We start from the raw sequence: 19,060 nt of genomic DNA, 5'->3' as shown, positions 1-19,060 counted from the left end.
CGATACGGTTCAGGGCGGCAATCAAGCCGCCGCGACTTCCACGACGCCGGCGTTCAGGCGCACCGGCCATACGCGCAAGCGCTGTTCCGGGTACTCCAGGCAACTGCCGTCCTCAAGACGGAAATGCTGTTTGTAGATCGGCGACGCCACCACCAGATCACCCTTGAGGCTGCCGATCAGTCCGCGACCGATGACGTTCGCACCGGATTGCGGATCATGGTTGTCAATGGCGTAGAGCGTGCGACCTTCGGCCTGCGGCAGGTAGAACAGCGCCACCTGCGCGCCGTCGAGCCAGACGACGACGCCGGAGTTGCTGACCAGATCCTGCTCGCTGCACACCGCCTGCCAGGCTTGAGCATTGGCGGCCGTGGCAAGGGCGTTGACACGCTGGGTATTGGACTGACTCATCAGGCATTCTCCTCGGTGACAGGGATAAGGTTGAGTTCGGCGGCCATGATCGGCCGGCGTTGACCGCGTTCCTGAACAAAATGGATGTCCGGATCCGGGCGTTGATCGTTGACGAAGGTGCGGAAGCGCTTGAGTTTTTCCGGGTCCTTGAGGGCATTGGCCCATTCGCATTCGTAGCGGTTGACCACCAGTTGCATCTGCGATTCGAGTTCCGCGCCAAGCCCCAGGCTGTCGTTGATGACCACGTCCTTGAGGTAATCCAGGCCGCCCTCCAGGCTTTCGCGCCAGACCGAGGTGCGCTGCAATTTGTCGGCGGTGCGGATGTAGAACATCAGGAACCGGTCGATGTAACGGATCAGGGTTTCATCATCCAGGTCGGTGGCGAACAGCTCGGCGTGGCGTGGGCGCATGCCGCCGTTACCGGCCACATAGAGGTTCCAGCCGTTCTCGGTGGCGATCACGCCCACGTCCTTGCTTTGTGCCTCGGCACATTCACGGGTGCAGCCAGAGACGGCGAACTTGAGCTTGTGCGGCGAGCGCAGGCCTTTGTAGCGATCCTCGAGGGTCAGGGCCATTTTCACGCTGTCCTGCACGCCGTAACGGCACCAGGTGCTGCCGACGCAAGACTTCACCGTGCGGGTCGATTTGCCATAGGCGTGCCCGGTTTCGAAACCGGCCTCAATCAGCTCGGACCAAATGTCCGGCAACTGATGCAACTGCGCGCCGAACAAGTCGATCCGCTGGCCGCCGGTGATTTTGGTGTAGAGGTCGTATTTCTTCGCCACCACGCCAATCGCGATCAGCTTGTCGGCTGTGATCTCGCCCCCGGCGATGCGCGGCACCACCGAATAGGTGCCGTTTTTCTGCATGTTGGCCATGAAGGTGTCGTTGGTGTCCTGCAACGGCACCAGCGAGGCGTCCATGATCGGCTGGTTCCAGCACGAGGCGAGGATCGAGCCCACCGCCGGTTTGCACACGTCGCAACCGGTGTGGCCGCGGCCGTGCTTGGCCAGCAGTTCTTCGAAGGTGATCACCCCTTCTACCCGCACCAGTGCGTAAAGCTCCTGACGGGTGTAGGCGAAGTGTTCGCACAGGCTCTTGTCGACACTGACGCCACGGGCAATCAGTTCGTGTTCGAACACTTGCTTGAGCAGCCCGGCACAACCGCCGCAACCGGTGCAGGCCTTGGTCTGCGACTTGAGCAGACCGAGGTCGGTGCAGCCACCGTCGATGGCCGAGCAGATCGAGCCCTTGGTGACGTTATGGCACGAGCACACGGTTGCCGACTCGGGCAACGCGCCCGGGCCCAGGGTTGGCGCGCCGGTGGACGATGGCAGAATCAGGCTGGCCGGTTCTGACGGCAAGGCAATGCCGTTCTGCATGTATTGCAGCAGGGTGTCGTAATAGCTGTTGTCGCCAACCAGCACCGCGCCGAGCACGCGTTTGCTGTCAGCATCCACCACCAGGCGACGATAGCTGGCCGTGGCTTCATCGATGAACTGATAGCTGCGCGCACCCGGCGTCTGGGCGTGAGCATCACCGATGGAGCCTACATCGACGCCGAGCAGTTTGAGCTTGGTCGACATGTCGGCGCCCTGGAACGGCTCGGCGACTTGATGACACAGCAGCGACGCGACGCCACGGGCCATCTGATAACCGGGAGCGACCAGACCGAAGAGGCTGCCATTCCAGGCGGCGCATTCGCCGATGGCATAGATATTCGGATCGCTGGTCAGGCACTGATCGTCAATCACCACGCCGCCACGCGGACCGATGTCCAGCGCACATTGACGGGCCAGCGCATCTTGCGCGCGGATCCCGGCGGAGAACACGATCAGGTCGGCTTCGAGGAATTCGTCATTGGCAAAATTCATCCGGTAGCGGTACTGCTCGCCGGCACTGATCGACTGCGTGCCACGGGACAGATGCACACCCACGCCGAGCCGCTCGATTTGTGCCTTCAGCGCCAAGCCACCCTGCTCGTCCAGCTGCACCGGCATCAGGCGTGGGGCAAATTCCACCACATGCGCTTCCAGCCCCAGGCTTTTCAGGGCATTGGCGGCTTCCAGGCCGAGCAGGCCACCGCCGACCACCACGCCGCGCCGGGCATTGGCCGCCGCGGCACGAATCGCGTCGAGGTCTTCAAGGGTGCGATAGACAAGGCGCGAGTCGCCTTCCGCACCTTCAATAGGCGGCACGAACGGATAAGAACCGGTGGCCAGAACCAGTTTGTCGTACGAGACGCACCCTTGTGCGGTAATCACTTGGCGTCGCGCTCGGTCGATTTCCAACACCGGCACGCCCAGATGGAGGGTGACGCCCGGCGTCTGGTACAGAGAGGCTTCGCCCAGGGCCAGCGACTCGGCATCGCGACCGCCGAAATACTCGGACAGATGCACACGGTCGTAGGCACGCATCGGCTCTTCGCTGAAGACATGCAGCCGATAGTGGTCGAGGGCGCCGCGCTCGATGAGCTGCTCGACACAATGATGGCCGACCATGCCATTGCCGATCACGATCAGCGTTTGCAGTTTGTTCAATGCGGCAACATTGGAATTCATAGTAAGCACCCAGCCAAAGCCAATCACGGTTAAAAAAAGCAAAAAAAAACGCCTGAAACCTCTCGGTTTCAGGCGTCTTTGCCTGTTCTTCGCGGTGTTCGACCTGGCGCCTTCGCCGGATCCACCGATGTTGCCCACGACCTGCTCGGCCGGTCGATCTTCGTTGATCGAGTGGGCTGCCCACCTGTTTTCGATGGACCTGAGAGGATCAATGCAGCCTTTGTGCCAGTCGGTGATCGATACTTCATTTGCGTTGCAAAACTTGCGACTGAACAACCGGGGAATCCACTTGCAGCCTGCGCAATAGCGAGTTTTTCAGGGGTTAGACGGTGTTTCAGAAACCGGGGCGCGGAACAGCTACGGGCACTCACACAGGGTGAAAACTCGGTGCCGATGCACATTTTTATGGCATCGCGCTTTATAAAAGTGCATGCAGCGGTCAATACCGCTCGCGACAATGCCAGTCAGTTAAGGGTGATACTGAACCTGTGGCGAGGGAGCTTGCTCCCGTTGGACTGCGAAGCAGTCCCATTTTGGGGCCGCTTCGCGGCCCAGCGGGAGCAAGCTCCCTCGCCACACAAGCCCACCCACACGGATTGCGTGTTTTCGAGGTTTTCAGCGCTTGTAGGACGTGCGCGTCAGATCACTCAACATTGCCGGAAAGCGCGTGTTTAAAAGCCCTGAAGGTTACTTCCTGAAAGCTACAAGATCTTGCGCCGTTGCCTACGCGTACGCCAGAATCCGCCGGCTTGTGCGTCTGGGGGCTGCTCGGTAACTTGGTTCCCGTCACTGCCCATCAGTGATCGGGTTTAGCAGCCCGGGGTTACAAGCAAGGTGCACAAGCTCTTGTCAGTCAGGCATTACCATGCCTGCACTTGATGGTGGTTGTGCGCAGGGCGCCTTCGGGCGCGCCGGCTTTGCTAGCTTCCCCGGTCTGCTAACCTGCGTACAGCTGCCTCCCTCTCGTTTAGCAGCAGAAGGATTGGCACCCAATCAGAGAAGCCAGCTTATGTTCAAGGTTACGCCAAACCCACCGGACACCGATCCGGTCTCCCCTTACGAACCCGACTCAAAAAAACTCAACGACGCCGCCGAGCGGGCTCTGAACTTCCACTTCCCGTCGAATGCCGACATCAAAGCCACTGCGCGTAAACCCAGCAAGCTGTTTGCCGTTGCCCCAGAGGCGACTGCCGAAACCCTGGCGGTTTTTTTGGTCGAGACGCTGGCCTCGGTCGATGTGATGGTCCATCACTTGGTCGATCACCTGGAGGGTGAGTCGCGTCACGCGCTGCTGGGTATTTCGAATAGCATCATGGTGGCGGAGATCACCGCGAACCGGGTGCTGGATCAAATGAATCCGCCTGAGTAGGTGCGGTCTGCTGTGGTGAAAGGGGTTACTTGCGTTGGGCTGTGCAGCGGTCCTTTTTTTTGGGGCCGCTGCGCGACCCAGCGGGAGCAAGCTCCCTCGCCACGGGTTTCTCGGTGTATCTGCCTACTGGCTGGCAGGGCTTTGTGTCGGGCCCGGGGTACCGCGTTATCGCGGCCCGAGCCTTCGGCGGCGCCTACAGATTGCCCACGATCCCCTGCCTGTCTTATCTTCCGGTGTTGCGGTGGTATTGGCCTGCCCTCAACTGGTAGCCTGAGCGCCCTTGCCTGCATGTCTCTGATGGATCACCGTCGCGCGAAGACGCCTCGATGGTCACTTCATCCCTTTCAATCAAGACAACGGTGACTCTCTTGATCAGCAGCACCTCCGCATTTGCCCGCGATATCGACGGCAAAGCCATTTCTGCCCAGGTTCTCGACGAGGTCCGGGAAGAGGTTCTGGCCCTGGCCGGCCAGCAAATCTATCCCGCCCTGGCGGTCCTGTTGGTCGGCGACGACCCGGCCAGCCACGTTTATGTGCGCAATAAACTGCTGCGCGCCAAGGAAGTCGGCATCCGCTCCCTTGAATACCGTCTGCCGGAAACCGCCAGTCAGGCCCAGGTTCTGGAACTGATTGCCCAGCTCAACGCCGATCCCACGGTGAATGGCATCCTGGTGCAACTGCCCTTGCCGGATGCTATCGATGAACAAGCAGTGATTCATGCCATCGACCCGATCAAGGACGTGGATGGTTTTCATCGGGAAAATGTCGGTGGACTGGTGCAAGGCTTCGAGGTTCTGACCCCGTGCACGCCCAGCGGCTGCATGCGTCTGTTGCGCGAGACCTGTGGTGATGACTTGAGCGGCTTGCATGCGGTGGTCATCGGCCGTTCGAACATTGTCGGCAAACCGATGGCGACCTTGCTGTTGCAGGCCAACTGCTCGGTCAGCGTGGTGCATTCGCGCAGCGTCGATGCCCCGGCGTTGTGCCGGTTGGCAGATATCGTGGTCGCGGCGGTGGGCCGGCCAGAGTTGATCGACGCCAGTTGGCTGAAACCCGGTGCGGTGGTGATCGATGTCGGCATCAACCGCATCGCCAGCGAGTCCGGCAACCGTCTGGTGGGCGATGTCAATTACGCCAGCGCCCGCACCGTCGCCCGTGCGATCACCCCGGTGCCCGGTGGCGTCGGACCGATGACCATTGCCTACCTGCTGAAAAACACCCTGATCGCCAGCCACTTGCAACGCGCAGCGCTGGCCCGCGGGCAGCAGCCTGTGGACGACCTGGCGTTGAATTGAGCACAACGCACACGGCCCATTTCAAGGTGGGCCGTGTCGGTAATGTCAGTCAGGCGCGGAACCTGTGGGAGCGGGCTTGTGCTTAATCATCATCAGGCGTCGAAGACGCGATTACTTCCCGGCGTGCAACACCTGCGCTTGCGGCATCGCCGAAGAGTGGTGGTTGAGAATCTTCCACTGACCGCCCACTTGTTCATAGACGAAGGTGTAACGCGCCTGCACCTGACGGGTCTTGCCATCGGCCTCGGTCAGGAAAAAGGTGTAGACGCCGCTGTCCATGGCCACATTGGCGCCCAATGGGCGGATCTCACGGTAGTTGATCTGCCCCACCGGCTTGAGCGCCATGAAGTGGTCGAAGTAGTCCTTGATCTGCGCCGGGGTGGTGCGCACCTTATTGGAAACCGTCGGCTGCAGCACGGCGTTCGGCGCATACAGGTCGACCACGCTTTGAACATTGCCGCTCTTCAACGCGCTATTCCATTGATCAAACAGTGCGGCGATTTCACGATCCTTCACGTTACCGGGCTGTTCGGCCACGCTGCTGTAAACGTAAGGCACTGCCTCCAACGCCTGGGCCAACGGCGCGGTCAGGGCGAACAACAGGGCGATGGTTGATGTCTTGAATTTCATTGCGCTATTCCAATGGTGGTCGATGGCGACACTGTGCCGCTCGAAACGCCACCCGCCATCGGCCAACCGGAGTCATTTGCCTATGCCATTCGGCAGATAGCGCCCTGCCCCGTTAACAAGGTTTAATGACGCCCCTGCCCGAACGGGCGTGTCTGCGCCGGAACCCGCCCATGCAAATTCCTGATCATGACCCCGGTAGCGCCCTGGCCATTCGCACCCAATATCGGCAATCGCAAAGTCGCGCCGCGCGCCTGCGGCTGCTGGTGGATACCGGCCAGGAACTGACGCAACTGGCCCCCGAAGCGATGCGCCAACGCGTGCTGCAACGGGCCTGTGCCTTCCTCGCGATGGACCACGCGTTATTGCTGGAATGGGACGAGGATGCGCAGGTCAGGACCACCGCCAGTCACGGCAGCCGTGATCGTTTAAACAGCCTCGAACACCTCGCCGATACCGCGATGCGCACTCCGCAATGGCAGGAGCAGCCGAGCGCAATCCTGCCCAATGTGCTGCGGGTGCCTTTGCGCGGTGGTGATGGCTCGGCCTTCGGTGCGTTGGTGCTGGCCAACAGTGTCAGCATCAGTGCGCCGGACACCGAGGACATCGAATCCCTGCAGTTGCTCGCCACCCTGCTGGCCGCGCACCTGGAAAACCAGCGTCTGCTGGATGCCTTGGTCGCGCGCGAGCGCACCATGTCCGATCTGGTGCACAGGCTGTTCAGGGCACAGGAAGACGAACGCAAACGCATGGCTTACGACCTGCACGACGGCCTCGCGCAAACCCTCGCCGGGCTGCATCAGCGTCTGCAAGGTTTTGCCGGTCGCTGCCCGCCACTGCCCGACGAACTCGGCACGGACTTACAGACGATTCTTGCACTGGCCCAGCATTGCGTCGGTGAAGGCCGGCAACTTATCAGCGGCCTGCGCCCGACGGTGCTCGACGACTTTGGCTTGCTGAAGGCGGTCGACAAAGAAGCGGATCGCCTGCGCGACGCCGGGATCAAAGTGAACTGGAGCACGCGTTGCGAAGCACGCTTGCCCAGCCAGGTGGAAATCGCCCTGTTCCGGATTGCCCAGGAAGGTATCAACAACATTCTCAAACATGCGCAGGCCAGTCACGTCGTCCTCTCGCTGGAACTGCACGAAGGGCAAGCCTCGCTGCGGGTGGACGACAACGGCAAAGGTTTTGCCATGGAACAACGCCTCGACACCTGCGGTGCCCGGCACTTGGGGCTCGCCGCGATGCAGGAGCGCGCGAGCCTGCTGGGCGGTGATTTCACCTGCGTCAGCCATGCGCATGGCGGAACGCAACTGCGTGCCACCGTGCCCTCCGACCTCAATGGAACAGCTCAATGACTGAAGTTTTACGTCTGGTTCTGGCGGACGATCATGAGGTCACCCGGACCGGCTTCGTCGCGCTGCTGGCGGGCCATCCGCAATTCGAAGTGGTCGGCCAGGCCCGCGATGGCCAGGAAGCGGTAGACGCGTGCGAACGTCTGCTACCCGACATCGTCATCCTCGACATTCGCATGCCCGTGCTCAATGGGTTGGGCGCGGCGCGAATTCTTCAGCAGCGCCTGCCGACCCTGAAAGTGGTGATCTTCACCATGGACGACAGCCCGGATCACCTGGAAGCGGCGATGAATGCCGGTGCCGTGGGCTACCTGCTCAAAGACGCCAGCCGCGATGAAGTAATCAACGCCCTGCAACGCGTCGCCGCGGGTGAGGAAGCCCTCAATAGCGCCGTCAGCGCGCGTCTGCTGCGGCGCATGACCGAGCGCAACGCCAGTGGTGCCGCGCCTGCCGAAACCTTGACCGCCCGCGAACGCCAGGTCCTTGGATTGGTGGCCAGCGGTTTCAGCAATCGTGAAATCGGCGAAGAACTCGGCATCACTACGGGCACGGCCAAGGCCCATGTGGAACGGGTCATCGGCAAACTCGGCGCCGCCGACCGAACTCAGGCCGCTGTCCGTGGCATTGCCCTCGGCCTGGTGACTCAGTCATGAAAGTATCAAGCGCGCGCCGCTGGGCCGATCTGCCATTACGAGGCAAAGCCCTCGTGGTGATTTCCCTGCCGTTGGTGATCCTGATGCTCTCGCTGGTGCTGATCTACATCACCGAACGCCAGACCGCACGCGCGGAAGAGGACGTGCGCCGGGTGCTGCTGGTGCAAGGCGATATTCAGGCGGTGCACACACTGCTTGCCGAGGCCGCCGCCAGCGTGCGCGGTTATTTGCTGACTCGACGCGAGGATTTCCTGCCGGGTTATCGGCAAGCCAAACCCTTGATCGAATCCGCACTGCGACGGCTCGACAGCAACGTTCGCGACGTGCGGGTGCGCAAACACCTGGAGGCGATTACTCCGTTGATCGAGACCAAGGTCGAGGGTCTGGTTGAACTGCTCGATGATCGCAACGCCACACCCGAGTCGATCACCACCATCCTGATCAACAACAAGCACATCCTCGACGAATTGCGCGAACGCATCAGCGCCATGCGCACCCTTGAAGACACGCTGCTGGCCGAGCGCACGGCGGCCGCCGCCTCCACTCGACAGCGGTTGTTGTTCTCCACCCTGCTGGCCGCGGCCTGCGGGTTGTTTGGCGCCATTGTGGCGGTGCTGTTCCTGTCCAAGGGCATCGTCGCCCGGGTCAAACAGGTCCAGGGCAACGCACAACGCCTGGCACTCGGTCAGCCGTTGTTGCCGCAACCGCCGGAGAACGATGAGATCGGTCAATTGGGCACACGTCTGGTCGAAGCCGGGCTGTTGCTGGCCGAACGTGAACGGGCCTTGCGCGATAACGAAGAGCGCCTGCGGCTGATCATCGACGGGGTGAAGGACTACGGTATTTTCGCCCTCGACACACAGGGCTTCGTCACCAGTTGGAATGCGGGCGCCGAACGGATCAAGGGTTATACGGAACAGGAAATCGTCGGCCAGCATTTCTCGGTGTTTTATCTGTCGCAAGAATGCCCGCAGCATCCCGACATGGCACTGCGCGAGGCCACTCGCGACGGTCATTACATGGAAGAGGCGTGGCGTTGCCGCAAGGATGGCAGCCGCTTCTGGGCCAGCGTGGTGATAACCGCGCAATACGACAGCAGTGGCGCCCTGCGCGGATTCTCCAAGATCACCCGCGACATCACCGATCGCCGTGCCGCCGAGATCGCGCTGAGCACCGCACGGGAAGAAGCCGAACGCGCCAGCCGCGCCAAAAGCGAATTTCTGTCGCGCATGAGCCACGAACTGCGTACCCCGCTCAACTCCATTCTCGGCTTCGCACAACTGCTGGACATGGACTCGCCCAAGGGGCAACGGGCGCAGATCGGTCACATCTTGCGGGCCGGACAACACTTGCTGACGCTGATCAACGAGGTGCTGGACATCGCCAAGATCGAGGCCGGGCGCCTGCCCCTCAACGTTGAAGCCGTGCCCTTGGCGGTGGTGCTGCAAGAAGCCCTGACGCTGGTTTCCCCGATGGCCTGCGACGCCGACATTCAGCTGGTTGAACTGCCGATGCTGGCCGCCGACAGCGCAATCGTCGCCGATCGGCAACGCCTGGTTCAGGTGCTGCTCAACTTGTTATCGAACGCGATCAAATACAACCGCCCCGAAGGCAAGGTGCACATTGAAGTCAGGATTGTTCAACAGCGAATTGCCGTGGCGGTCTGCGATACCGGCAAAGGCATTGCGGCCGATCGACTGGAGCAACTGTTCAAGCCGTTCGAGCGCCTGGAGACCGATCCGAACGTGGAAGGCACCGGCCTGGGCCTGGCCTTGAGCAAGAGTCTGTTGGAAATGATGAACGGCAGCCTGACCGTCAAAAGCCTGCCCGGCGCAGGTTCCAGTTTCACCCTGGAGCTGCCCTTCGTGCGCCTGCAACCAGCCATCAAGCCGCTTGCTGCACGCATCAACTACCCAACAGTCACAGCTGCCCTCACCGCTCCCGATTATCAGGGCAAAGTGCTGTGTATCGAAGACAATCTCTCGAGCCTGGCCCTGATTGAAACCCTGCTGCAACGACGACCGCACATCCAGTTGCTCTCAAGCATGCAGGGGCAAATGGGTCTGGACTTGGCTCGTCAACACGCGCCGCAACTGATTTTGCTCGACGTGGTGCTGCCGGATCTTGATGGTTTCAATGTTCTGCAACGCTTGCGCCAGTCTTCCATCACCCGCGCCATTCCAGTGCTGATGATCACCGCCGATGCCAGCGACCTCACTCATCTGGCATTGCTGGAAGCGGGAGCGACGGCGGTGCTGACCAAGCCGATTCACATCCCTTCATTCCTCGCCCATCTTGACCAGCATCTACCGGAGCCCGCGTGAACACCGACCTGCGTATTCTGATCATCGACGACCAACGGCCCAACCTCGACTTGATGGAGCAACTGCTTGTCCGCGAAGGGTTGACCAACGTACTGAGCAGCACTCAGCCGCTGCGAACCCTGGACCTGTTCAACAGCTTCGAGCCTGACCTGGTAATTCTCGACCTGCACATGCCGGAGTTCGACGGCTTTGCCGTACTGGAACAACTCAACCGGCGCATCCCGACCGGCGAATACCTGCCGATCCTCGTACTCACCGCCGACGCCACCCGCGATACCCGCCTGCGCGCGCTGGCCCTGGGCGCCAAAGACTTCATCAGCAAGCCGCTGGATGCCCTGGAAACCATGCTGCGCGTCTGGAACCTGCTTGAAACCCGCGCGCTGTATAAAGCCCTGCGCACTCTGGTCCCGGCAGATCAGATTGAGTTGCTGCGCCAGTTAAAGCCGCACCCAGCTAGCTGACTGAAGGGGCGGAATCACTGATGCTTTGCTACTGAATGTCAGGTCCCGGGGTTGGCTCGGTATTTTGGCGACCGGCTGCAGAAAGCCCAACAAGGCTTGCTGGGTGTCATGCCAGGCTGTCGGGTGTTCCATATCGAGGAAGTGCCCGGTGTTCTTGATGGTCTGAAACTGAGCCTGACGGGTATGGGTCGCAAACAGCCGGGCATCTTCCACCGACGTGTATTCATCCCATTCACCGTTGATAAACAGCAGCGGGACGTCGATGGCATCGGCACAGGAAACGTAGCAGTGCGTGTCCTGAGTCAGCACCTCATTGACGTGAAAATGCATTTGCCGGTATTCGTGCTCGTCCAGGCTACTGACATGGCGTTCATTGAAACGCTTGAACAGCGACGGCAGGTGCTTGCCGATGGTGCTGTTGATCAAGCGCCCGACATTGCGCCGATCGCAGGCCTGGAGAAAATGCCGGCCGCTTTCCAGATAATCGCGCATCGGCGTGTTGATCCGTGCGGCGAATGAACTGATCACTGCCTTTTCGATTCGTCGCGGATGCTGCGCCAGCGCCAGCAAGGTCGCCGCCCCGCCCCAGGAAAAGGACATCACATGCTGCGCGCGAAAGTGCTCGATCAACTCCAACAGGATGGCGGCCTCGTCTTCCTTGCGGATCGGTTGGTCGTGCTGGTTGTGCTGTTTCGATTGACCGGCGTAGGGCTGATCGTAGAGGACTACGTTGAAGCGTGGCCGAAGGTAGCGCACCGTCTGGGCAAAAGATGCGGTCGTTGCCAGCGAGCCATTGACCAGAATAATGGTCTTGTCGGCGGTGGCGTTGAGATAATGCTCGGTATAAACCTTGTACTTCTTACCAATCTCGACGATCGCAGTTTTCAGCATCATGTCACTCTCTTCCTTGAACAAAATTGGATCAACACCCAGCGTGAATGACTATCCGGCTTCCTCCGGGCAAGCCTGACAGCACGAACCAGCGACAACGGTACAAGGGCGCTGAGATGAACGCCATGACCACCAAGTCACAAACCGACCAGTGGCTCACAGTTAAGCAGGGATTCTTCCGTCTGCAAGTACGCAAGCTTGAAAGAGGCGGTCCTGACGCATCGCCAACATCCGCCTATGATTGTTTATTGACCCACCTTCATCAGTTCCAGGGCTCTCGCCCCCTCACCTCAAATGAGGAGTTGAAAGATGTCGCTGACGCTTTACTACCATCCGCTGGCGTCGTTCTGTCACAAAGTACTCATCGCGCTTTACGAAAACGGCACCGAATTCGAGAGAAGGATCATCGATCTCGGGGACGCTGCCGACCGCGCAGAACTTCAGGCATTGTGGCCAATCGGTAAGTTCCCGATTATTCGCGACCATGCTCACCAGCGAAATCTGCCGGAGTCCAGCATCATCATCGAGTACCTGGATCGACGGTACCCAGGCAAACACAGACTGGTTCCAGACGATTGGGATAGCGCGCTGGAGGTCCGGTTATGGGATCGTTTCTTCGACCATTATGTACAAGTGCCGATGCAACAGATTGTCAGTGATCGGCTACACGCGACCAACGGTGATTTGACCAGGGAGCGGTCTACGCTGGAAACGGCGTACGGCATGCTCGAGCGCCGGATGGCGTCCAGAGTCTGGGTGGCCAGCCCGGAGTTCAGCATGGCCGATTGCGCCGCCGCCCCGGCTCTTTTCTATGCCAGCACGCTCGTGCCATTCCCCGATGACTACGGCCATTTGAGCGCCTATTTCGACAGGTTGGTACAGAGACCGTCATTTCAGCGGGTGATCGACGAAGCCAGGCCCTGGTTTTCGTTGTACCCGTTTGCGGATGCCATCGAGCAACGGTTTCTGGCGCCGGATAACACATGAGCGGCTCTGACTGCCTTCGCGCCTGTTGCCAGTCGGACGGGCTGGAGCGCGAAGGGACAGTTGCCGGTTTGTAAGGGAATGCGCGATCAAAAACGCGGTTTGATCGTCTTCCAGTCAGGCTTGTAACGCTGCATCTGCTTCACGTCATTGCGCTGACGAATGCCGCAGGTCAGGTATTGATCATGCAGCGTGCCCAATTGATCGTGATCCAGCTCAAGGCCCAACCCTGGCGCACGGGTGATTTTCACGCAGCCATCGACGATGGGTAGCTTGCCGCCCTTGATCACCTCTTCGTCCGGTTCCTGCCAGGGGTAATGAGTGTCGCAGGCGTAATCGAGGTTGGGCACCGAGGCGGCGACATGCGCCATGGCCATCAGGCTGATGCCCAAGTGCGAATTGGAATGCATGGACACGCCAAGACCGAAGGTGTCGCACATTTTTGCCAGCGCCTGAGTGTCGCGCAGCCCCCCCCAGTAATGATGGTCGGCGAGCACGATCTGCACGCTGTTCAGGGCCACGCTACGGCGGAACTCATCAAAGTCAGTGACCACCATATTGGTCGCCAGCGGCAAACCGGTGCGCTTGTGCAACTCGGCCATGCCATCGAGACCCGGCGTCGGGTCTTCGTAATACTGCAGGTCATCACCCAGCAGTTCAGCCATGCGAATCGAAGTTTCCAGCGACCAATTGCCGTTCGGGTCGATGCGCAGCGGGTAACCGGGAAAAGCTTTTTTCAGCGCCTTGATGCACGACACTTCGTGCTCCGGAGGCAGTGCGCCGGCCTTGAGCTTGATGCTCTTGAAACCGTAGGCCTCGATCATGCGTCGGGCCTGGGCGACGATCTGCTCTTCGTTCAGCGCTTCGCCCCAGCTATCCGGTTTGTACGGTGAGTCGATGTGTTGCGCGTACTTGAAGAACAGATAGGCGCTAAATGGCACTTCATCACGAATCGCCCCGCCCAGCAGGTCCACCAGCGGCATATTCAGGGAATGCGCTTGTAGATCGAGAAACGCCACTTCGAACGCCGAATACGCATTGCTCACCGCTTTGCTGGCGTGAGAGCCAGGCGCCAGTTCCGCACCGGCGATGCTTGGGGTTTTGTTTGCCGCCACGGTGGCCTGCACGATAGCGCGCAACTGGTTGAGGTTGAACGGGTCGAGACCGATCAGCTGACTTTGCAATTGCTGTTGAATCGCCAGCGCCGGGGCATCGCCGTAGCTTTCGCCCAGGCCGATGTAGCCGTTGTCGCTCTCGATCTCGATGATCGAACGCAGCGCGAAGGGTTCGTGAATGCCGCTGGCATTGAGCAGCGGCGGATCACGGAAGGCGATGGGGGTGACTGTGACGCGTTTGATTTTCAAGAGGCAGCTCCCTTTGGCTCGGTATTCAAGGCTTGATGACTGACAGGTTTTTTCGGTGCCGCGGCGTCGACCGGTTTACCGGTGAGCGAGCTGCGCGTGTCGCCACGCGGTGCAGTGCGGGCAAAAAAGATCACCACGGCCGCCACCAGCGAAGTCGCCGCCAGGCCGTACAAACCGCCTTCGATGGAGCCGGTGGTCTGTTCCAGGAACCCGAACGCGGTCGGCGCCACGAAGCCGCCGAGATTGCCGATGGAATTGATCAAAGCAATCACCGCCGCGGCGATGCGCGCATCCAGATAGCCTTGGGGAATCGGCCAGAACAATGCTGAAGCAGCCTTGAAACCAATGGCCGCAAAACAGATGGCGACGAAGGCGAAGATCGGCCCGCCGGTGGTGGACATGAACATGCCGAACGCGGCGATCACCAGCGTCACGGCCACCCAGGCCTGTTGGTACTTCCATTTGCTGGCCATGGCGGCAAAGCCATACATCGCCAGGATGGAGATGATCCACGGGATCGAGTTGAACAGGCCGATCTGGAAGTCGCCCAGGTTGCCCATTTTCTTGATCATGCTTGGCAGCCAGAACGTCGCGCCATAAATCGTCAGGGCGATGGAAAAGTAGATAAAGCAGAACAGCGCAATCTGCCGATCGGCGAGCAATTTGAACATCGACGGTTTGACCGTCTGCACGGCTTCGCGAGCCTGCTGTTCCAGGGCGATGGCGCTGACCAGTGCATCCTTCTCTTCGACGCTCAGCCATTTCGCCTCGCGTGGATGGGATTGCAGCCAGTACCAGACAAACCCACAGAGCACGATGGAAGCAAAGCCTTCAATCAGGAACATCCACTGCCAGCCATGCAGGCTGAGACCGTTGACGTGCAGCAGCGCGCCGGACACCGGACCGGAAATCACCGAGGCAATGGCTGAGCCGCTGAGGAAAATCGCCATGGCCTTGCCCCGCTCGGTCGACGGTAGCCATTGGGTGAAGTAATAAATGATGCCGGGGAAAAACCCCGCTTCGGCGGCGCCGAGAATGAAGCGCAGCACATAGAAGCTGGTTTCGCCGCGCACGAAGGCCATGGCCATCGCGGCCGCGCCCCAGGTGAACATGATGCGCGTCAGCCAGGCGCGAGCACCGTAGCGTTGCAGCAACATATTGGACGGTACTTCGAAGATGGCGTAACCGATGAAAAACAGCCCGGCGCCCAAGCCATAGGCCGCTGCGCCAATGCCCAGGTCGGTTTCCAGGTGGCTGCGCACGAAGCCGATGTTGACCCGGTCGATGTAGTTGACGATGAACATCACCACGAACAGCGGCAGCACATGGCGCTTGACCTTGGCCACTGCTCGGGCGAGGACGCTAGGGTCCGGCGGACTCTGATGGTTATTCAAGGGGCGACTCCCGTTCATTGTTTTTTTAGGGGAGAAACGATCATGGACGCGCCTATTGATCCCGTCTAATCTAACTTGGCACTCGATTGATACCCGGATTAGATCAATGTTCGAACTGACGCAACTGCGCTGCTTCACCACCGTGGCCACCGAACTCAATTTTCGCCGGGCCGCCGAACGGTTGAACATGACCCAACCACCCCTCAGTCGCCAGATTCAATTGTTGGAGCACCACCTGGGCGTCGAGTTGTTCACCCGCAGCACGCGCAGCGTCGCTTTGACCGCCGCCGGCCGTGCCTTTTTCATCGAGGCGCAGAACCTGCTGGAGCGCGCTCAGCAAGCCGCCGTAACAGCCCGGCGTTTCGCCGAAGGGGACATCGGTACGGTCAACATCAGCTTCGTCGGCAGCGCCGTTTACGAGTTCCTGCCCAAGGTCATCGCTGAAGCGCGGCTCAAACAGCCTCAGGTCAAAATCGATCTGTCGGAGATGAACACCTACCAGCAGCACGAGGCCCTTCGCGCCCGCCGGATCGATCTGGGCATCGTCCGCGCGCCGTTGCTGGAGCCGGGCTACGCCACCGAATGCCTGGTGCGTGAACCTTTCGTATTGGCCGTCCCCCACAATCATCGGCTGGCCAGCGCCGAAACCGTGTCCGTCAAAGACCTGGACGCACAACCCTTCCTCATGTACTCCCATGCGGCGTACCCGCCGTTCAACGAACTGCTGACCGGTATGCTCCGCTCGGCCCGCGTCGCCCCGGAATATGTGCAATGGCTCGGCTCGTCCTTGACCATCCTGGCTCTGGTCAACGCCGGAATGGGCCTGGCCCTGGTGCCGCGCTGCGCCACCAGTGTCGTGTTCAAGAACGTGGTGTTTCGCGATATCGATCTGGGGGAAGGCGTGCAGAGTGAACTGCATTTGATCTGGCGCGAGAACAACGACAACCCGGCGTTTGCGATGTTGCTGGAAGGGATTCGAAAGGCTGTCAGAGATGGCTGGGGGTTGTGAGGAACCCCTACAGTTACGCAGCGATCGTCGCGATGACATTTTCATTTCATGATCGCTCCTCTTGTATGATGCGCCGCTTCAAGCGTGAGCCGCAGGCTAAGACTCGCCAAACCCAGGCCCGCAGTCGTCGAGGATTTTTCATGAATAGGCTTTACCGGACCTCCCGCCAGGGAGTGGCCGCCCCGCGGTTCGCGCTCAATCCCCTGAACCTGGGCTTGGGCCTGCTGCTGTCCAGCGCCGTGCCTTCGGTCTGGGCCGCCGCGACCGAACTACCGGCGGTGTCCGTTACCGGCGAAGACACCTCCGGTTATCAGGCCGACAGCGCTTCGGTCGGTGGTTTCGAGGCGGCGCCATTGCTTGATACGCCGGCCTCGATTTCGGTGGTCAATGAAGCCTTGATCAAGGATCAGCAGGCCCGCCTGCTCAGCGAAGTACTGCGCAACGATGCTTCGGTGGGTGAAAGCTATGCGCCGGTCGGCTACTACGAAAACTTCGTCGTGCGTGGCTTCTCCCTCAACTCTGCCAGCAGCTACAAGATCAACGGCCGCGCCATCACCGGCGAACAGAACGTCGGGCTGGAGAACAAACAGCAAGTGGAGTTGCTCAAGGGCCTTTCCGGCCTGCAAAGCGGTGTCAGCGAGCCCGGCGGGCTGGTCAACTACGTGACCAAGCGGCCTGCCGATGTGCGTTCGGTCACCGTCTCCACCGATGATCGCGGCAGTGGTTACCTGGCCACTGACGTCGGTGGCTGGTTCGGCAGCGAGCAGCAGTTCGGCCTGCGCGCCAACCTGGCCCACGAAGACCTCCATTCCTACGTCGAACACACCAATGGCCAACGCGATTTCGCCTCGCTGGCCTTTGACTGGAACATCAGCCCCGATGCGCTGCTGCAACTGGACGCCGAGTACCAGACCAAGGAACAGCGCTCGGCACCGGGTTATCAACTGCTCGGCGGTTCCAGCCTGCCGCACCACGCCTCGCCGAAGAAGCTGCTGGCACACCAGAGCGGTTCAAAGCCGGTCACCACCGATGCGCTGAACCTCAACGGCAACTTCGAATACCGCTTCAGCGAGCAGTGGAAAGGCAGCGTCAGCGCCTCGCGCAGCCGCGTGGTGATCGATGACTACAGCTCGTTCGCCTGGGGCTGCTACGGCTCCGCCAGTTGCGCCAGCGCTGCAGTGCCAAATTACTTCAGTCCCGAGGGCGACTACGACATTTACGATTTCCGCAGCCCCGACGATACCCGCCGCAACGATGAGGTGCAGGCTGCCCTTAGCGGCCGCTTCGAAACCGGCGGTCTGGGTCACGAACTGAGCGTGGGGACTAGCGCGTTCCGCCGCGTGGTGGACAAACGTGATGCCATCAACCAGATGATCGGCAGTGCCAACATCAACAGCGAGCCGGCTGATTTTGGCCGCTACGAAGGCCCGCTCAACGATTCCTACCGACGCCTGGACAGCCGCCAATACGGGCTGTTCTTCAATGACCGGATCAGCTTCAACGAGCAATGGCAGGCAGTGCTTGGCGGGCGCGAAGTGCGCCTGGATGAAGAGACCTTCGACAGTCAGGGCGACACCACCCGGCACACTCAACGCTATGAGTTTCTGCCCCAAGCCGCGCTGATCTACAAGCCGGTGCAAAACCTGTCGCTGTACACCCGCTACAGCAAGGGCTTGTCCTTGGGCGGCGAAGCGGCGTGGTTCACCACCAATGCCTATGAAATCCTCGCGCCCACCGTATCGCGACAAATCGAGGCCGGCATCAAATACGACTGGCAGCGCATCAGTCTGGCCGCGGCGCTGTTCCAGATTCGCCAGGCCTATCAGTACTCGCGACCGAATGACGACGGCACGTTCACGTTCACCCAACAGGGCGAACAGAAAAACACCGGGCTGGAGCTCTCGGCCAATGGCTGGGCCAGTCAGCGCCTGCAGATTTCTGCCAGTGTCGCGGCGATCCGCGCGCGGGTCACCGACAGCGGCACGCCCGCTTATGAAGGCCACCAGGCGATCAACGTTCCGACCCTGCGCGCCAGCCTCTACGGCGACTACGCCCTGCCCTGGTTCGACGGCCTGGCGCTGCTCGGCGGAGTGCAGTACAGCGCCAGCAAGTACGCCAACCGCCAAGGTGAAGTGCAGACCGGAGCCTACGCCATCTTCAACATCGGCAGCCGCTACAGCACGCGCATCGACGGTTACGACACGGTGTTCCGACTGACCGTGGACAATCTGTTCGATAAACGCTACTGGCGTGACGCCGGTGAATACATAGGCGATGGTTACGTGTTCCAGGGCGCCCCACTGACCGCCCGGCTGAGCGCTTCGATCAACTTCTGATCGTGCGCGCCGATTGTTTCCGTTAAGGA

General features: G+C 60.5%; 15 protein-coding genes. 9 read left to right on the top strand and 6 right to left on the bottom strand.

What is annotated here, in order from left to right:
* Positions 1–21 precede the first annotated feature (21 nt).
* Both nirD and nirB read right to left on the bottom strand, forming a co-directional pair.
* Entirely contained in the window at positions 22–408 is a 387-nt protein-coding gene (gene nirD / locus AB3226_RS28555; RefSeq protein WP_315865913.1) for a nitrite reductase small subunit NirD, read from the bottom strand.
* Entirely contained in the window at positions 408–2,969 is a 2,562-nt protein-coding gene (gene nirB, locus AB3226_RS28550; RefSeq protein WP_367375516.1) for a nitrite reductase large subunit NirB, read from the bottom strand. The genes nirD and nirB overlap by 1 nt, the downstream gene beginning before the upstream one ends.
* Positions 2,970–3,978: 1,009 nt before the next feature.
* Between nirB and AB3226_RS28545 the strand changes: the two genes are divergently transcribed.
* Both AB3226_RS28545 and AB3226_RS28540 read left to right on the top strand, forming a co-directional pair.
* Positions 3,979–4,338, top strand: a complete 360-nt coding sequence (locus AB3226_RS28545) for a DUF6124 family protein (RefSeq protein WP_367375873.1) — start codon at positions 3,979–3,981, stop codon at positions 4,336–4,338.
* Between the two features lie 368 nt (positions 4,339–4,706).
* Complete coding sequence (locus AB3226_RS28540) at positions 4,707–5,633, top strand: bifunctional 5,10-methylenetetrahydrofolate dehydrogenase/5,10-methenyltetrahydrofolate cyclohydrolase (RefSeq protein ID WP_367375515.1); 927 nt, start codon at positions 4,707–4,709, stop codon at positions 5,631–5,633.
* A gap of 111 nt (positions 5,634–5,744) precedes the next feature.
* On the opposite strand, the gene AB3226_RS28535 is transcribed toward AB3226_RS28540, so the two are convergent.
* Positions 5,745–6,263 (bottom strand): SgcJ/EcaC family oxidoreductase, encoded by a 519-nt coding sequence (locus tag AB3226_RS28535; RefSeq protein ID WP_048393224.1) that lies wholly within the window; start codon positions 6,261–6,263, stop codon positions 5,745–5,747.
* A 170-nt stretch (positions 6,264–6,433) separates the two neighbouring features.
* On the opposite strand from AB3226_RS28535, the gene AB3226_RS28530 reads away from it, so the two are divergent.
* From AB3226_RS28530 to AB3226_RS28515, 4 genes are read left to right on the top strand one after another with little or no spacing between them, the layout of a single operon-like run.
* Positions 6,434–7,618 carry a sensor histidine kinase gene (locus AB3226_RS28530; RefSeq protein ID WP_367375514.1) on the top strand — a complete coding sequence of 395 codons (1,185 nt, stop codon included), beginning with the start codon at positions 6,434–6,436 and terminating at the stop codon, positions 7,616–7,618.
* The gene (locus AB3226_RS28525; protein WP_052963780.1) at positions 7,615–8,268 is read left to right on the top strand and encodes a response regulator transcription factor; all 654 of its coding nucleotides are present in this window, start codon (positions 7,615–7,617) and stop codon (positions 8,266–8,268) included. The genes AB3226_RS28530 and AB3226_RS28525 overlap by 4 nt, the downstream gene beginning before the upstream one ends.
* Complete coding sequence (locus AB3226_RS28520) at positions 8,265–10,592, top strand: ATP-binding protein (RefSeq protein ID WP_367375513.1); 2,328 nt, start codon at positions 8,265–8,267, stop codon at positions 10,590–10,592. The genes AB3226_RS28525 and AB3226_RS28520 overlap by 4 nt, the downstream gene beginning before the upstream one ends.
* A complete protein-coding gene (locus tag AB3226_RS28515; RefSeq protein WP_367375512.1) occupies positions 10,589–11,053 on the top strand; it encodes a response regulator in 465 nt (154 codons plus the stop codon). The genes AB3226_RS28520 and AB3226_RS28515 overlap by 4 nt, the downstream gene beginning before the upstream one ends.
* On the opposite strand, the gene AB3226_RS28510 is transcribed toward AB3226_RS28515, so the two are convergent.
* Entirely contained in the window at positions 11,030–11,947 is a 918-nt protein-coding gene (locus tag AB3226_RS28510) for an alpha/beta fold hydrolase (RefSeq protein ID WP_367375511.1), read from the bottom strand. The genes AB3226_RS28515 and AB3226_RS28510 overlap by 24 nt on opposite strands.
* A 306-nt stretch (positions 11,948–12,253) precedes the next feature.
* On the opposite strand from AB3226_RS28510, the gene AB3226_RS28505 reads away from it, so the two are divergent.
* Entirely contained in the window at positions 12,254–12,931 is a 678-nt protein-coding gene (locus AB3226_RS28505) for a glutathione S-transferase family protein (protein ID WP_367375510.1), read from the top strand.
* 86 nt (positions 12,932–13,017) lie between these two features.
* On the opposite strand, the gene AB3226_RS28500 is transcribed toward AB3226_RS28505, so the two are convergent.
* A complete protein-coding gene (locus AB3226_RS28500) occupies positions 13,018–14,292 on the bottom strand; it encodes a glucarate dehydratase family protein (RefSeq protein WP_367375509.1) in 1,275 nt (424 codons plus the stop codon).
* Positions 14,289–15,686: an MFS transporter gene (locus tag AB3226_RS28495; protein WP_367375508.1), complete on the bottom strand. Its 1,398-nt coding sequence runs from the start codon at positions 15,684–15,686 to the stop codon at positions 14,289–14,291. Before AB3226_RS28495 ends, AB3226_RS28500 begins: the two co-directional genes overlap by 4 nt.
* 106 nt (positions 15,687–15,792) lie before the next feature.
* Between AB3226_RS28495 and AB3226_RS28490 the strand changes: the two genes are divergently transcribed.
* Both AB3226_RS28490 and AB3226_RS28485 read left to right on the top strand, forming a co-directional pair.
* Complete coding sequence (locus AB3226_RS28490) at positions 15,793–16,695, top strand: LysR substrate-binding domain-containing protein (RefSeq protein ID WP_367375507.1); 903 nt, start codon at positions 15,793–15,795, stop codon at positions 16,693–16,695.
* Between the two features lie 140 nt (positions 16,696–16,835).
* Positions 16,836–19,031: a TonB-dependent siderophore receptor gene (locus tag AB3226_RS28485; RefSeq protein ID WP_367375506.1), complete on the top strand. Its 2,196-nt coding sequence runs from the start codon at positions 16,836–16,838 to the stop codon at positions 19,029–19,031.
* Positions 19,032–19,060: the final 29 nt, after the last annotated feature.

Source organism: Pseudomonas lini, assembly GCF_964063345.1.
GTDB lineage: Bacteria > Pseudomonadota > Gammaproteobacteria > Pseudomonadales > Pseudomonadaceae > Aquipseudomonas > Aquipseudomonas lini_B.
Note: the sequence above shows the minus strand (reverse complement) of the source record. Positions and strands in the feature narration are given on the sequence as shown.

Coding starts and splice junctions, on each gene's coding strand:
- nirD (WP_315865913.1), bottom strand. CDS start 408: ATGAGTCAGTCCAATACCCAGCGTGTCAACGCCCTTGCCACGGCCGCC.
- nirB (WP_367375516.1), bottom strand. CDS start 2,969: ATGAATTCCAATGTTGCCGCATTGAACAAACTGCAAACGCTGATCGTG.
- AB3226_RS28545 (WP_367375873.1), top strand. CDS start 3,979: ATGTTCAAGGTTACGCCAAACCCACCGGACACCGATCCGGTCTCCCCT.
- AB3226_RS28535 (WP_048393224.1), bottom strand. CDS start 6,263: ATGAAATTCAAGACATCAACCATCGCCCTGTTGTTCGCCCTGACCGCG.
- AB3226_RS28530 (WP_367375514.1), top strand. CDS start 6,434: ATGCAAATTCCTGATCATGACCCCGGTAGCGCCCTGGCCATTCGCACC.
- AB3226_RS28525 (WP_052963780.1), top strand. CDS start 7,615: ATGACTGAAGTTTTACGTCTGGTTCTGGCGGACGATCATGAGGTCACC.
- AB3226_RS28520 (WP_367375513.1), top strand. CDS start 8,265: ATGAAAGTATCAAGCGCGCGCCGCTGGGCCGATCTGCCATTACGAGGC.
- AB3226_RS28510 (WP_367375511.1), bottom strand. CDS start 11,947: ATGATGCTGAAAACTGCGATCGTCGAGATTGGTAAGAAGTACAAGGTT.
- AB3226_RS28505 (WP_367375510.1), top strand. CDS start 12,254: ATGTCGCTGACGCTTTACTACCATCCGCTGGCGTCGTTCTGTCACAAA.
- AB3226_RS28490 (WP_367375507.1), top strand. CDS start 15,793: ATGTTCGAACTGACGCAACTGCGCTGCTTCACCACCGTGGCCACCGAA.
- AB3226_RS28485 (WP_367375506.1), top strand. CDS start 16,836: ATGAATAGGCTTTACCGGACCTCCCGCCAGGGAGTGGCCGCCCCGCGG.